Here is a 13,549-nt window from a genome sequence, read left to right as displayed (position 1 = left end):
TCGTCAACCCCGGCTCTAGCGGATGTTCGGGTCGAAGGTGAAGATCACCAGCGTGCCCAGCAGGACGGTCCAGATGGTGGCCGTGTAGAGCAGGCCCTTGAGCCACATCCGGGTTTTGGGGCGCTCCGCGTAGTCGTTCACGATGGTGCGCAGGCCGTTGCAGCCGTGCAGCATCGCAAGCCACAGCATCGCCAGGTCCCAGACCTGCCAGAACGGGTTGGCCCAGCGGCCGGCCACGAAGGCGAAGCCGATCTTGGAGACGCCGCCGTCGAGCACGAGCTGGATCAGCAGGTGGCCGAGGACGAGGACGACGAGGACGACGCCGGACAGCCGCATGAACAGCCATGCGACCATCTCGAAGTTGCCGCGGGTCGTCTTGGGCGTCCTGGCGGTGCGCGCGCGGGGCGGCTCGATGACGGGGGCCGGGTGGTCGACGTCGAAGAGGCTCGCGCCCTCGACCTCGCCGATCGCGGAGCCGGCCGCGGAAGTGGTGTCTGCGGACATGGGTCTCTAGCTCCCGAACACTTGACGGAATGCGTGGCCGAGCACGGGGTACAGGGCGCCGAGCATCAGCACCAGCCACAGCACCACGGCCGTCCACAGCATCTGCTTCTGGTAGCGCGCGCCCTTGGACCAGAAGTCCACGGCGATCACGCGCAGGCCGTTCAGTGCGTGGAAGAGGATGGCGGCCACAAGGCCGTACTCGAGCACCGCGACGATGGGGTTCTTGTAGGTCGCCACGACATGGTCGTAGGCCTCGGGGGAGACACGGACGAGAGCGGTGTCCAGCACGTGTACGAACAGGAAGAAGAAGATGAGGACACCGGTGACTCGGTGAGCCACCCAGGACCACATGCCTTCCCGGCCGCGGTACAACGTTCCAGCCGGCACGGAAAAACCCTCCGGAAGCGGGGATCGGGGCCGGCCGCCATCTTCTACTTGGTCAAGCACAGTGGTGTCGGTCGCGCCCGGCCGGGTACGGTCCACCGGCCCCGGCCATGTTAGCGACGACTTGCCGGTCCGTTCGCCCGGGGGTCGCCGGTGTGATCGAGCCCGCAGTCAAACTGCCACGTACGGGCTACAGGGGACGGTACGGATCCGCGCGGACGCGGCATTTCGGGCGCGCCGGCCGGGCGTGTCCCCGTTGCACCGGCACCCGGTGCTCCGGTCACCGGCGGCCCGGCCACCAGCGCCGCCAGCCGGGAGCGCGCGAGCCTGCGCAGCTCGTCGGCGGCCACGGCCCGCTCGTCCTCCGGGTCGTTGCCGAGCCTGGTCCTGATGGCGGCGAGCACCTGGTCCAGGTACTCGTCCGGCGCACGGCCCGCCAGGCTGATGACGAACGTGTGGCCGAAACTCGCCTCGTACGCGGCGAACGCCGCCCGCAGCGCGGTGCGCGCGGCGGCCGGTACATCGGAGCCCGGCAGTTGCACGCACCGAGCGGCGGCGGACTCGGCCGCCAGCGCCTGGGTGACGTCGGCCGGCGACAGGTCGTAGCCGGCCTCGTCGGCCGCGGCCAGCAGCGCGGCCAGATCCGGGTACGGTCGGTGGGCGGCGACCCTGCGCGCCCAGCGGTCGCTTCCGCAGCACGTCAGCAGGGTGTCGTGGACGATGTCGGCGGGCGCCGTGTTGAAACGGCGCAGCCCTGACTCCTCGCGGGACAGCGGGGGCTCCTCGGACGCGGCGGGGAATGGCGTGGGACGGCGTGGGTAGCGGGCGTGCGTGAACGGGTGTGGGACGGCGTGGGTACGGCGGGGAAAGCCGGGCCGGGCCACGACGCTAGCGACATGTGCGTGACCCGGGCAGTGCGCACTCACTCTTTCACTCGTACGAAGAAGTTTCGACATGCGGCATGGACGTCGGCGTGGCACGTTCGCGTGAGGACACCACAGACACCACAGGCAGACACCGCACGTCTGCACAGGAGGGCCAGGACGATGGGGCGATCGCGGTACACCCTGGGCGCGGCGACGGCGGCCGTGGCGGCCGGCGCGCTGGCGCTGACCGCCTGTTCCGACGGGTCGCCGGGCACGGGCCGCGGCGGCGCGTCGTCGACGCCCGCGTCCGCCAGGTCCTCGTCGCCGTCGCCGGCCCGCAGCTACCCGCTGTCGAGCGCCCCGCGGACCATCCCGTCCGTACGCCACTTCCAGGCGGCGCACGGGCCCGGGTGGAAGCCGTCCGCCGGCAGCGGCGTCGTCGTCGCGGGCGGCGCCGCCGGGCAGGGGCTGAGCGACGAGGCGCAGCTCATCGCCAAGGAGCTGAAGATCCACTACCGGGGCACGGCCGCCGCGCGCCCGGGTGACGTGGAGCTCGAACTCGGCGGTGGCGGCCCGGCCGAGTCGTACACCCTGACCACCAAGGGCGACCGCGTGGTGATCAAGGGGCCCGACCAGTCGGGCGTCTTCTACGGCACCCGCACGCTCAAGCAGTCCGTGCGGGACAGCGGCGCCATGCCGGAGGGCGTGGTGCGCGACAGCCCGGCGAAGCCCGAGCGCGGCCTCAACCTCGACATCGCACGCAAGTTCTACCCGGCGAGCTGGATCGAGGCCAGGCTGCGGCAGATGGCGGACCTCAAACTCAACGAGCTCGGCCTGCACTTCTCCGACGACCAGGGCTTCCGCATCGCGTCGACCAGCCACCCGGAGGTCGTCTCCAAGCAGCACCTCACGACCGCGCAGACCAAGCAGATCATCGCGCTCGCCACCCGCCTGCACATCACGATCGTCCCGGAGATCGACTCGCCAGGACACCTCGGCGCCGTCATCGCCGCGCACCCGGACATCCAGCTGCGCAACGCGTCGGGCACCACCTACCAGGGCGCGGTCGACATCTCGAACCCGAAGGCCGCGAAGATCGTCGACCAGCTGCTGACCGAGTACGCCAAGCTCTTCCCCGGCCCCTACTGGCACATCGGCGGCGACGAGTACCTGGCGCTGACCGCCCAGGACCCCGAGACCAAGTTCCCGCAGCTGGCCGCCGCCGCGCGCAAGAAGTACGGGCCGAAGGCGCGGGTGCGGGACCTGGCGACGTGGTGGATCAACGGGCGCGCCGCCGTCGTCGAGAAGCTCGGCAAGAAGCCGAAGGTGTGGAACGACGGCGTGTTCCCCGACGGCATCGCCAAGCCGTCCAAGGACCTGCAGATCGAGTACTGGACGGGGAAGGAGGCCGGCAAGATCCCGCCGTCCACCTACCTCAAGGCCGGGCGCAGGATGATGAACCTCAACGACGAGTACCTGTACTACGTACTCGGCCAGCCCAACGGGTTCACCTATCCGACGGGGCAGCGGATCTACGAGGAGTGGAGCCCGCTGGTGCTGCGCGGCACCACGCCCGTGTCGCGGAAGTACGACTCCCAGGTCAGGGGCGCGCGGTTCGCGGTCTGGGGCGACATCCCCACCGCCCAGACGACGGCGCAGGTGGCGGCGGGCATCAGGATGCCGCTCAACGCGCTGGCGCAGCGGCTGTGGGTGCCGGGCAAGCCGTCGCTGAGCTGGTCGGGGTTCACGGCGCTCGCGGACCGGATCGACTCCTCGGCGGGCACGGCCGTCACGCCCGCGCCGAGCACGTCGGCCCCGGGAACGTCGGCCCCGGGAACGCCAGCCCCGAGCCCGTCGGGATCGGGCGGGGCGGCTTCGGGGGCGTCCGCCGGGTCATGACCCGGCCGGCCCCCTGAGGGCGAAGGGGAGCGGCGGCACTGTCACAGGCGGCGCCTACTCTGCCGCCCATGACACGATCGACTTCCGTCGCCACCGGCAACACCCCGGCCAGGCTGGACGAGTTGAGGGCACTGCTGGATACCGCCGCACCCTCGCAGGCGCGTGCGGCCGTCCAGGAGCTCCTGGCGCTGTACGCGCAGGGCGACGGCGGGGACGACGCCCTGCGCCTGGCCGTCCGGTTCTGCGGCGCGGCGGACTACTCCGACGACGACCTGCTGCGGCTGTGGGCCGCGCTCGACGGCGACCCGGACGGCTTCTGCGCGGACCTGCTCGCCCCCGCGTACTGCGCCCGCAAGGCCGTGAAGAAGCTCGTCACGCTGTCCGCGCCGGGCGATGGCGGCCACGCCCTGCGGCTGGCCGCCCGGTTCACCCACCGGGACGAGTACGCCGTCAAGCTGCTGCTCAGGCTGTGGCGCACGGCCCGCGACCCGGACGGATTCGCCGAGCACCTGCTCGCACCCGCGTTCCGCCGCGACGGCCTGAGCGAGCTGCGGCTGGCGGACGTCACCTCGCTGACGGGCCTGCGGCACCTCACCATGCTCGACAGGCTCGACATCGACGGGTGCCGAAAGACCCCGGACTTCACCGAGATCGGGGAACTCACCGGCCTCGGCGAACTCAGCCTCCTGCGCTGCCCCATCGAGGACCTCACCCCGATCGGCCGGCTCACCAGGCTCACCCGCCTCGACCTGAGGCAGTGCGAGGACTTCGAGGACATCGAGCCGCTGCTGAACCTCGGCAGCCTCCGCGAGCTGGACCTGAGGTGGACCAGGACGCGCTCCACCGACGGTTTCGGCCGGGCGTTTCCTGCCCTGGAGTCCCTGAATCTGAGCTTCTGCCGGTTCTTGACGGACGTGAGCGGGCTCTGCGGGCTGCGCGGCCTCACCCGGCTGGAACTCGGCCCGATCGACAGCCGCGAACTGCCCGTCCCGCAGGACCTCCCCGCGCTCGCCCACCTCAGGCTCAGCGGGCACGACCCGCTCGGCGACCTCTCGCCGTTCGACGCTTTCCCCAGTCTCGAGTCCCTGGAGATCGACGACTGCGAGGGCCTGACCACGGTGGCGGGGCTCGGGACCGGCCCCCGGCTGAGGAGGCTGTGCGTCGACGGATGCCACAATCTGCGCACTCTCGAAGGCCTCGGCGAGCAGCCCGCACTGCGGGACGTGCGGTTGAACGGAGGCCGTCGCCTGGCCGATCTCAGCGGCCTCGGTGGGCTGCCCGCGCTGCGCAGCCTGTTGATCAACGGCACCGCGATCCGCGACCTCGACGGCCTGGCCGGGTCCCCGCTGACCACGCTGAGCCTCCTCTACATGAAGGAACTGGACTCGCTCGACGCCCTCCAGGAGTGCCACGGCCTCAAGGAGCTGACCCTGCGCGACTGTCCGCTCGCCGAGGAGATACCCGCCGACTCCCTCACCTCGCTCTCCCTGTCGGGCGCGGGCTGGAAGGACCTGTCCAGCCTGGCCCGCCTGCCCCACCTCGCCGAGCTCGACCTGAACGGGTGCCGATCGCTGAAGGATCTGCGGCCGCTGCTCGCCATGGGGTCGCTGACGCGGGTGAAGCCGCCCCGCGGGTTCTGGGACTCCGAGGCCCCGGGAACCCGGGAGCCCGTACTGGCCGAGCTGGAAGCACGAGGCACCACCATCGTCAGGAGCCACGCATGACCCCCGAAACGCCGGACAAGCTCGACCGCTTCCGCGAGAAGGCCCTCGCCGCGGGCATACCCCTGGAGGACGTCGAGCGGTGGATCGGCACCGCACGCCCCTGCGCGAGGCTGGACGCGACCGGAAACGGGCCGGTCGTGGGCCGGCTCGGCGGCCCCCTGATGCTGCCCGCGGACGCCCCCGACCCCTGGTGCCGGCTCGCCGCCACCATCGACCTCGCCGCGCTGCCCGCGCACGCGACGGACCTCGGCCTGCCGCGCGACGGCCGCCTGCTGCTGTTCGCCGACCCCGACACCGACGCGATGGGCGGCGGAACGCTGGGCAGCGCGCTGCACGTCCCCGCGGGTACGCCGGTCGAGGAACGCCAGGTGGACCTCGACCCGGAACCGGACGACCGGCTCTACGGCGTGGAGTTCCCGGAGGGCCGGCTGCGCCTGAGGACGGACGTCTCCCTGCCCTGCCACAGCGAGGTCCACGCCCCCGGGCCCCCGCCCCGCACCGAGTTGCTCGTGGCGGAGGAGCGCGCCTGGGAACTGCTCGACGCCTGGGCGGAGATACCGCAGGACATCGTCCACCCCGGGCTCCAGCTCGGCGGATACGCCGAGGACGAGTACCGCGAGGAGGATCCCGCCGTGGGGGCGGGGCGCGAGGCGGCGCGGGCGGAGGCCGGGGGCGGGCTGCCGAAGGGCGAGCCGGGCACGCGTCCCGAGGACTGGGTGTGCCTCGCGCAGTGGTGGCACGGGCTCGACGGCCTGGAGATGGCCCTCTACTCCTGGTCGATCGCCCGGCAGGACCTGGCCGCGGGACGCTTCGACCGGGTGTACGCCACCATGACCTGGAACCCCTGACATCCGCGGGCCGGATGGGAGACGGCCGGAGCCGCCACCCCCCACAGGAGAGGCTCCGGCCGTCGGGCGGTGCCGCTCAGCGACCCCGTCACTCCACTCAGCGCCCGGCGGCCCGTTTGTGTCACACGACGGCTTCCAGGGTCGTTGCGTTTTGTACGAGCCCGTGGACGCGGGACCGGGAAAGGCCGTAGCGTTCGAGACGCGTGGGGTGGCGCGGCAATGACCAGGCTGCGGATCAGGACGGGTTGTGGGTTGTGCTGGGGGATGACGCGGAGCTGACCGCCGCGGTGCACGCGGCACGTGACGGGGACGAGCGCGCTTTCCGCACCGTGTACCGCGCTGTGCACCCGCGGCTGCTCGGGTACGTCAGGACGCTCGTCGGCGACTTCGACGCCGAGGACGTCACCTCGGAGGGCTGGCTGCAGATCGCCCGCGACCTCGGCAGCTTCGAGGGCGACGCGGACCGTTTCCGCGGCTGGGCCGCCCGCATCGCACGCAACCGCGCGCTCGACCACATCCGCATGCGCGGCCGCCGCCCCGCGTCCGGCGGCGACGAGAGCGAACTGGCGGGCAGGCCGGCCGACGCGGACACCGCGGGCGAGGCCATCGAGGCGATCTCCACCCGCCGCGCGCTCGCCCTGGTCGCACGGCTGCCGCAGGACCAGGCCGAGGCCGTCGTGTTGCGGGTCGTCGTCGGCCTCGACGCGAAGACGGCGGCGGAGACGCTCGGCAAGCGGCCCGGCGCGGTCAGGACGGCCGCGCACCGCGGCCTGAAGAGGCTCGCCGAGCTGATCGAGGCGGACGAGCACACCCGGCCCTTCGCGGACGGCGCTTCGGCCGCCGAGCGCGCGGGCCGGGGAGGCGGGAGCGTCTGCGTGCCGCCGCAGCGCACACCGGGTGCGGCCATAGCCGCCTCCGTGGGTGTGACGCATTCGCGCCTGCGGACGCAGAAGGACATGTGATGGCCGACGGGCGTGACCAGTGGCTCGACGAGGACACCGCGGACAGACTCCTGCGCGGAGAGCCCGTCGGCAGCCGTGGCGAGCACGCGGCGGCGCCGGCGGCCCGGGCCGCCGCGGCCCTGCGCGGCCTCGCGGAGGTCACAGAAGCAAACGGCGGCGGCGCGAACGCGCAGGCGCCCGGCGAGGCGGCGGCCGTGGCGGCGTTCCGCCGGGCCGCGCACGAGCGCGAGGCCGGGGGCGGCCTCGCCACCGTACGGCTCGCGCCGGCGCCGCGTGCCACGGAGAGGACACGGGCCCGGAACACGCCCACCCGGTGGTACGCGCCCCGCGGCGGCCTCGCCGCCGCGCTCATCGGCTGCCTGCTCGGCAGTGCGGCCCTCGCCGTGGGCGGCGGGGTGCTCGTCGCGCCCGCCTACATGGGCAGTGACACGCCGACCAGCACACCGGGGCCCACCGCCGCGGCGCCGGGCGCGAGCACGGACGCGACAGACGGCACCGCGTCCCCGCCCGCCCTCGCGCCCGACTCCTCCCGGCCCGGCGGCAAGGGCCGCGCGCTCCCGGGCCCCGACTCCTCCTCGGCACTCGGCCCCTGGGAGAGCGTCGGCCGCGGCATGGCCGCGCTGGGCACGGGCCCAGGAGCCGGGGTGCCCCCGCACGCCTCCCACGGCGCCCCGTCGTCGCCGGGCGCGGCCGCCACCCCGTCCGCCTGGTACACGAGGGCCGTTGGCGCCTGTCGGGACCTGCGTGCCGGCACGCTCGACGGCGCGCGGCGGACGGAGCTGCTGCGGGTGACGAGGGGTCAGGCCGGCGCCGTCGCCTTCTGCGACTCGCTCCTCGGCGGCAGCAGCGGCAGTGGCGACGGCGGCAGCAGCGGCTACCTGCCCCCCGGCGGCGGCTACGGCCCCGGCGGCGGCAGCAGCGCCTCCCCGTCCACCTCTCCGGAGCCGAGTGACACCCCCAGGCAGCCGAGCGGGCACCAGAGCGGGCCGCCTGCTCCCTCCTCGTCCGCCACGTCCTCGCCCGCGCCCACGTCCTCGCCGTCGGCGCAGCCGGTCCTGCCGCGCGAACTGCTCTCCTCGGACCCGGGCGCCACGGACGCGCCGCCTTCCCCGTGAGCACCCCTCCTGACCTGCCGCCACACGGGTGCGGCGCGAGGGTGTGACGTTTTCCGGCACCGTGGCGCAGTAGAGAGTGAGCCGACTGGTCATCGGCAGCGCACAGAGCCGGGGGTTCCCCCCGTACCCTCGGCTCAGCGCACAGGCGCGGACGGGGCACGTTCCCCCGGTCCCGTCCGCGCCGTCTCTTCCCTCCACGCCGAACGCCGAAGCGTCGCCGCCGCTGTGAGCAACGTCCCAGCGTGTGGGCCTCCACCGGCCGCACCCGCGCGGCTACAGTCCGCCGAAGCGGAGTCACACGGCGAGAGCCCCCAGGGGAGGCAGGAAACATGGCGCGCGAGCCCGGCAGCGGACGAGTGACCGAGAGCGGGTTCCCCGTGGCACCGGTCTACGGGCCAGGCGATCTCGCCGGCTGGGACGCGGCGGAGAAGCTCGGTGAGCCCGGCGCCTACCCCTTCACCCGCGGCGTCTATCCGACGATGTACACGGGACGGCCGTGGACGATGCGGCAGTACGCCGGGTTCGGCACCGCCACCGAGTCCAATGCGCGCTACAAGCAGCTCATCGCCAACGGCACGACCGGCCTGTCCGTCGCCTTCGACCTGCCCACCCAGATGGGCCACGACAGCGACGCGCCGCTGGCGGGCGGCGAGGTCGGCAAGGTCGGAGTCGCGATCGACTCGATCGACGACATGCGCGTGCTGTTCGGCGGGATCCCGCTCGGCGACGTCTCCACGTCGATGACGATCAACGCGCCGGCCGCGCTGCTGCTGCTGATGTACCAGCTGGTCGCGGAGGAACAGGGCGTCTCCGCCGAGCAGTTGACCGGCACGATCCAGAACGACGTGCTGAAGGAGTACATCGCGCGCGGCACGTACATCTTCCCGCCGAAGCCGTCCCTGCGGCTCATCGCGGACATCTTCAAGTACTGCAAGGCGGAGATCCCGCGCTGGAACACCATCTCCATCTCCGGCTACCACATGGCGGAGGCCGGGGCGTCGCCCGCGCAGGAGATCGCGTTCACGCTCGCCGACGGCATCGAGTACGTGCGCACCGCCGTCGCCGCGGGCATGGACGTGGACGACTTCGCGCCGCGCCTGTCGTTCTTCTTCGTCGCGCGCACGACCTTCCTCGAAGAGGTCGCCAAGTTCCGTGCCGCGCGCAGGATCTGGGCGCGGGTGATGCGCGAGGAGTTCGGCGCGAAGAACCCCAAGTCGCTGATGCTGCGCTTCCACACCCAGACCGCAGGCGTGCAGCTCACCGCGCAGCAGCCCGAGGTGAACCTGGTGCGGGTCGCCGTGCAGGGGCTCGCGGCCGTGCTCGGCGGCACGCAGTCGCTGCACACGAACTCCTTCGACGAGGCGATCGCGCTGCCGACGGACAAGTCCGCGCGCCTGGCGCTGCGCACGCAGCAGGTCCTCGCGTACGAGACGGATGTCACCGCCACCGTCGACCCGTTCGCGGGCAGCTACGTCGTCGAGAGGATGACCGACGACGTCGAGGCGGCGGCGCTCGCGCTGATGGAACGCGTCGAGGACCTCGGCGGCGCGGTCGACGCCATCGAACGCGGCTTCCAGAAGGGCGAGATCGAGCGCAGCGCGTACACGATCGCGCAGGAGACCGACAGCGGCGAGCGCGTCGTCGTCGGCGTCAACCGGTACCAGCTCGACGCGGAGGAGCCCTACGAGCCCCTGCGCGTCGACCCGGCGATCGAGGCCCAGCAGGCGGCCCGCCTCGCGGCGCTGCGCGCGGAGCGCGACCAGCCCGCCGTGGACGCGGCCCTCGCCGAGCTGCGCAAGGCGGCGGCGGGCGAGGACAACGTCCTGTACCCCATGAAGACGGCGCTCAAGGCGCGCGCCACGGTGGGCGAGGTCTGCGACGCGCTGCGCGAGGTGTGGGGCACGTACGTCCCGGCGGACGCGTTCTGAGCCTCCTCTTGCCCAGCCGCGCCGCCCGGCCCGTCAGCGGCGGCGCAGCGACGGGTCGAGCAGCGACGGCGGCGTGTCGAACTTCTCGTGCGCGGCGAGGTCGACCCCCGGGGCGACGACCTCGTCGATCGCGTCCAGCACGTCGGCCGGCAGCACCGTGTCGGCGGCCGCGAGCTGCGAGCGCAGGTGGTCCACCGTGCGCGGGCCGATGATGGCGCTGGTCACGGCAGGGTGCGCGGTCACGAAGCCGAGCGCGAGCTGGATCAGCGTCAGGCCCGCTCCCTCGGCGATCTTGGCCAGCCGCTCGACGGCGTCGAGCCGGGCGCGGTTGGCGGGCACGGACATGTCGTAGCGTTCCGGCAGGAGCGCCGAGCGGTTGGTTGCGAAGGGGCGGCCCTCGCGGATCGCCCCGGAGAGCCAGCCGCCGGCCAGCGGCGACCAGGCCAGCACGCCGAGCCCGTACTCGCCGGTGACGGGCAGGACGTGCGCCTCCACGCCGCGCTGCAGGATCGAGTAGCTGGGCTGCTCGGTCACGTAGGGGCGCAGGTGGTGCTCCCTGGCGGCCCACTGGGCCTGCACGAGGCGGTGTGCGGGGAAGGTCGACGAGCCGAAGTAGCGGATCTTGCCCGCGCGCTGCAGGTCGGTGAGCGCCGACAGCGTCTCCTCGTCGCTGGTCGTGGGGTCCCACCGGTGGATCTGGTACAGGTCGACGTGGTCGACGCCGAGCCGGCGCAGGGAGTTGTCGAGCTCGGTGACCAGCCAGCGCCGCGAGCTGCCCTGATGGTTGCGCTCGTCGCCCATCGGCATGTTCGCCTTGGTGGCGAGGACGATGTCCTCGCGCCTGCCCTTGATGGCCCTGCCGACCATCTCCTCGGACTCGCCCGCGCCGTACATGTCGGCGGTGTCGATGAGGTTGACGCCGCCCTCAAGCGCGGCGTCGATGATCGCGGTCGCGTCCTCCTGGGTGGTGCGCCCGATGGCGCCGAAGTTCATCGCACCCAGTACGAGGGAGCTGACCTGCACGCCGGTGCGGCCGAGTGTGCGGTACTGCATGATGTGTTCCTTCCTGGCGGGGAGCCGCGGGGCCGCGGTTCCGTGGTCGCCGGCCGGCCGCTGTGGCATCATGGCCAAGCGGAGCGGCGTTCCACTAAAACGATACGGAGCGATGTTCCGCTTTGCAAGCGGGCGGCCGATGAGGCAGGAAGGGAGCGGCGTGATGGCCGAAACCGACGGACGGGCCGGGCGTGCGGCGCCGCGCAAGCGCGCTGACGCGCGGCGCAACGAGCAGGCCCTGCTCGATGCCGCCGCACGCGTCTTCGTCGCCTCGGGAGTGGAGGCGCCGGTACGCGACATCGCGGCCGAGGCCGGCGTCGGGATGGGCACGATCTACCGACACTTCCCGACCCGGGCCGACCTGATCATCGCCGTCTACCGGCACCAGGTCGAGGCCTGCGCCCAGGCCGGGCCCGCCCTGCTGGCGAGCGGTATCGCGCCGCACGCCGCGCTGACGCGGTGGATGGACCAATTCGTCGACTTCCTCGTCACCAAGCACGGCCTCGCCGGGGCCATGCGGGCGGGCCACCCCGGCTTCGAGGGGCTGCACGCGTACTTCCTCGACCGCCTCCTGCCGGTGTGCACGCAGCTCGTGGAGGCCGCCGTGGCGGCGGGCGAGATCCGCTCCGAGATCACCGCCTACGAACTGATGCGCGGTGCGGGCAACCTGTGTGCCGGCACCGAGGACGACCCGGACTTCGACGCCCGCCGCATGGTCGGCCTGCTCGTGGCGGGCCTGCTCAGGCCGCCGACGGCCTGAGCAGGCGGGATCGGCGGTTGCCGACGGCGATCCCGCCGTTCAGGATCGTCATGGCGGGTTCGCGCGGATTGATGTTGCCGCGAAGATCCGGATGGCTCGCGTCGTGGGCCCTGAGCGTCGGCGTGTGGGCGACCGTGGCGCCGTGCTCCAGGCCGTCCGCCCCTGCCTCGAGAGGCGGCCGCACCAGTTCGGCCAGGTGGTGGACCACGTCGCGCATCTGCCGCACGCTGCCGGGTGGGGCCGGAATGGTTGCAGTCAGGGGATGCGTCGAGGCGGACGGTGTGCCTCCGCGGCGCCGATGTTGCGCCCGACCTCGCACGCGGCGCTGGGCGGATGCGCGTGCCGCGCGCCGGCGACCAGCCGCCGTCCCGCCCCGCGGTGGCCCACACCAGGTCGGCATGGCGCAGCCGGCCGAGGATGCGCCGCACCAGGACCGGATTGCTCGCCGGGCTGCCCGCGATCTCCGCGGCGGTCAGAGAGCCCCGGCCGAGGTGAGGTGTCCTGGCTGCCGGGCTGCCTAAGAAGCCGTCAGGCGGTCCAGCGGAGCCCACTCCCGGATCTCGAAACGGTCGCCCTCGTGCTTGACCCGCGCCGCCCCGCGCCCGGGGAAGTGGGCGGGCAGGACGAGGGCGCGGGTGTCCGCGGCCTCGGCGAGTACGCGGCGCCGGGTTTCGCGCGACTGCCGCGGATCCTCGCAGAAGCAGCTGTTGGCGTGCGGCGTCCACAGCTGGACGGGGCTGTGCAGCATGTCCCCGACGAACACCGCCCGCTCGGTCCCCGAGCGCAGCCACAGCGCCGAGGAGCCGGGCGTGTGTCCGGGCGCGGCGCGCAACTCCAGGTCGGCGTCGATGCGGTGCCGGTCCTCCCAGAGCACCGCGCGGCCGCTGTCCAGGATGGGCTGCACGCTGTCGGCGAAGACGAGACGGTTCCCCTCGCGGCGCAGCCGGTCGGCGTCGCTCCGTGCGGCGGGGCGCAGATGCTCGTTCGCGGGGTCGAAGTACTCGCGGTCGACGCGCGGGATCAGATACGTCGCCCGGGGGAACGTCGGCACCCAGGCGCCGTCGTCCAGCCTGGTGTTCCAGCCGACGTGGTCGTAGTGCACATGCGTGTTGACCACGACGTCGACGTCCTCCGGCCGGACGCCCGCGCGTGCGAGATTGTCCAGGAACGGCGTGCTGAGGTGGTCGAACGGGGGAACCTGGGGCCGATCGCGGTCGTTGCCCGCGCCCGTGTCGACGACGATGACGCGGCCTTCGCTCCGGATGATCCACGACTGCACGGCGCAGAGGTACGCGTCGTCGCGCGGGTCCCAGAAGTCCGGGACGAGTTCCGCACGGTGCTCCTCGCGCACCTCCTCGGGGCTGTCGGGGACCATCTCCCCCACCGTGCGGATCCGGCCGGACCACTCGACGACGCGGGTGACCGTCACGTCCCCGAGTTCGAGGGTGTCGGTCCTGGCCGTCGTTTCCGATTGACCTGACATGGCCTGTGCTTCCTTTCGGTTGG

The 13,549-nt window shown here is 72.8% G+C and carries 13 protein-coding genes; 7 read left to right on the top strand and 6 right to left on the bottom strand.

All coding sequences use genetic code 11. From position 1 onward, the window contains the following. Window positions 1-15: 15 nt before the first annotated feature. The 3 genes from IH48_RS0114530 to IH48_RS37635 all read right to left on the bottom strand — a co-directional run bounded on the left by IH48_RS0114530 (window position 16) and on the right by IH48_RS37635 (window position 1,772). The gene (locus IH48_RS0114530) at window positions 16-504 is read right to left on the bottom strand and encodes a succinate dehydrogenase hydrophobic membrane anchor subunit (RefSeq protein WP_030903601.1); all 489 of its coding nucleotides are present in this window, start codon (window positions 502-504) and stop codon (window positions 16-18) included. A gap of 6 nt (window positions 505-510) precedes the next feature. Beyond that, window positions 511-891: a succinate dehydrogenase, cytochrome b556 subunit gene (sdhC, locus tag IH48_RS0114525; RefSeq protein WP_030903600.1), complete on the bottom strand. Its 381-nt coding sequence runs from the start codon at window positions 889-891 to the stop codon at window positions 511-513. A 110-nt stretch (window positions 892-1,001) separates the two neighbouring features. Then, window positions 1,002-1,772, bottom strand: coding sequence for a 2-oxo-4-hydroxy-4-carboxy-5-ureidoimidazoline decarboxylase (locus IH48_RS37635; RefSeq protein WP_420705483.1), 771 nt, complete (start codon window positions 1,770-1,772; stop codon window positions 1,002-1,004). A gap of 162 nt (window positions 1,773-1,934) precedes the next feature. Between IH48_RS37635 and IH48_RS0114515 the strand changes: the two genes are divergently transcribed. The 6 genes from IH48_RS0114515 to IH48_RS0114490 all read left to right on the top strand — a co-directional run bounded on the left by IH48_RS0114515 (window position 1,935) and on the right by IH48_RS0114490 (window position 10,230). Continuing rightward, window positions 1,935-3,653, top strand: coding sequence for a beta-N-acetylhexosaminidase (locus tag IH48_RS0114515; protein WP_107059299.1), 1,719 nt, complete (start codon window positions 1,935-1,937; stop codon window positions 3,651-3,653). A gap of 68 nt (window positions 3,654-3,721) precedes the next feature. Beyond that, the gene (locus IH48_RS0114510) at window positions 3,722-5,377 is read left to right on the top strand and encodes a leucine-rich repeat domain-containing protein (RefSeq protein WP_234434250.1); all 1,656 of its coding nucleotides are present in this window, start codon (window positions 3,722-3,724) and stop codon (window positions 5,375-5,377) included. After that, window positions 5,374-6,225, top strand: a complete 852-nt coding sequence (locus IH48_RS0114505; RefSeq protein ID WP_030903596.1) for a DUF1963 domain-containing protein — start codon at window positions 5,374-5,376, stop codon at window positions 6,223-6,225. Before IH48_RS0114510 ends, IH48_RS0114505 begins: the two co-directional genes overlap by 4 nt. A gap of 254 nt (window positions 6,226-6,479) precedes the next feature. After that, window positions 6,480-7,187: an RNA polymerase sigma factor gene (locus IH48_RS0114500; RefSeq protein WP_030903595.1), complete on the top strand. Its 708-nt coding sequence runs from the start codon at window positions 6,480-6,482 to the stop codon at window positions 7,185-7,187. Next, window positions 7,187-8,302, top strand: a complete 1,116-nt coding sequence (locus IH48_RS0114495; protein ID WP_030903594.1) for a hypothetical protein — start codon at window positions 7,187-7,189, stop codon at window positions 8,300-8,302. Before IH48_RS0114500 ends, IH48_RS0114495 begins: the two co-directional genes overlap by 1 nt. Before the next feature lie 329 nt (window positions 8,303-8,631). Further along, on the top strand, window positions 8,632-10,230 hold the full coding sequence (locus IH48_RS0114490; RefSeq protein ID WP_030903593.1) for an acyl-CoA mutase large subunit family protein: 1,599 nt from the start codon (window positions 8,632-8,634) through the stop codon (window positions 10,228-10,230). A gap of 33 nt (window positions 10,231-10,263) precedes the next feature. On the opposite strand, the gene IH48_RS0114485 is transcribed toward IH48_RS0114490, so the two are convergent. Then, window positions 10,264-11,283, bottom strand: coding sequence for an aldo/keto reductase (locus tag IH48_RS0114485; RefSeq protein WP_030903592.1), 1,020 nt, complete (start codon window positions 11,281-11,283; stop codon window positions 10,264-10,266). A 163-nt stretch (window positions 11,284-11,446) separates the two neighbouring features. On the opposite strand from IH48_RS0114485, the gene IH48_RS0114480 reads away from it, so the two are divergent. Further along, window positions 11,447-12,043 carry a TetR/AcrR family transcriptional regulator gene (locus IH48_RS0114480; RefSeq protein ID WP_030903591.1) on the top strand — a complete coding sequence of 199 codons (597 nt, stop codon included), beginning with the start codon at window positions 11,447-11,449 and terminating at the stop codon, window positions 12,041-12,043. Here the strand turns inward: IH48_RS0114480 and IH48_RS36250 are convergent. Then, entirely contained in the window at window positions 12,024-12,260 is a 237-nt protein-coding gene (locus IH48_RS36250) for a hypothetical protein (RefSeq protein WP_030903590.1), read from the bottom strand. The two genes, IH48_RS0114480 and IH48_RS36250, sit on opposite strands and share 20 nt — an antisense overlap. Before the next feature lie 300 nt (window positions 12,261-12,560). After that, window positions 12,561-13,526 carry an MBL fold metallo-hydrolase gene (locus tag IH48_RS0114470; protein ID WP_030903589.1) on the bottom strand — a complete coding sequence of 322 codons (966 nt, stop codon included), beginning with the start codon at window positions 13,524-13,526 and terminating at the stop codon, window positions 12,561-12,563. Between the last annotated feature and the right edge of the window lie 23 nt (window positions 13,527-13,549).

Source organism: Streptomyces sp. NRRL F-5126 (assembly GCF_000721265.1).
Classification (GTDB): Bacteria; Actinomycetota; Actinomycetes; order Streptomycetales; family Streptomycetaceae; genus Streptomyces.
Note: the sequence above shows the minus strand (reverse complement) of the source record. Positions and strands in the feature narration are given on the sequence as shown.

Excerpts from the sequence above, each read along its gene's own strand:
- IH48_RS36250 (WP_030903590.1), bottom strand. The coding sequence starts at position 12,260 with ATGCGCGACGTGGTCCACCACCTGGCCGAACTGGTGCGGCCGCCTCTC.
- IH48_RS0114495 (WP_030903594.1), top strand. The coding sequence starts at position 7,187 with ATGGCCGACGGGCGTGACCAGTGGCTCGACGAGGACACCGCGGACAGA.
- IH48_RS0114480 (WP_030903591.1), top strand. The coding sequence starts at position 11,447 with ATGGCCGAAACCGACGGACGGGCCGGGCGTGCGGCGCCGCGCAAGCGC.
- IH48_RS0114470 (WP_030903589.1), bottom strand. The coding sequence starts at position 13,526 with ATGTCAGGTCAATCGGAAACGACGGCCAGGACCGACACCCTCGAACTC.
- IH48_RS0114530 (WP_030903601.1), bottom strand. The coding sequence starts at position 504 with ATGTCCGCAGACACCACTTCCGCGGCCGGCTCCGCGATCGGCGAGGTC.
- IH48_RS0114485 (WP_030903592.1), bottom strand. The coding sequence starts at position 11,283 with ATGCAGTACCGCACACTCGGCCGCACCGGCGTGCAGGTCAGCTCCCTC.
- IH48_RS0114510 (WP_234434250.1), top strand. The coding sequence starts at position 3,722 with ATGACACGATCGACTTCCGTCGCCACCGGCAACACCCCGGCCAGGCTG.
- IH48_RS0114490 (WP_030903593.1), top strand. The coding sequence starts at position 8,632 with ATGGCGCGCGAGCCCGGCAGCGGACGAGTGACCGAGAGCGGGTTCCCC.
- IH48_RS0114515 (WP_107059299.1), top strand. The coding sequence starts at position 1,935 with ATGGGGCGATCGCGGTACACCCTGGGCGCGGCGACGGCGGCCGTGGCG.
- IH48_RS0114505 (WP_030903596.1), top strand. The coding sequence starts at position 5,374 with ATGACCCCCGAAACGCCGGACAAGCTCGACCGCTTCCGCGAGAAGGCC.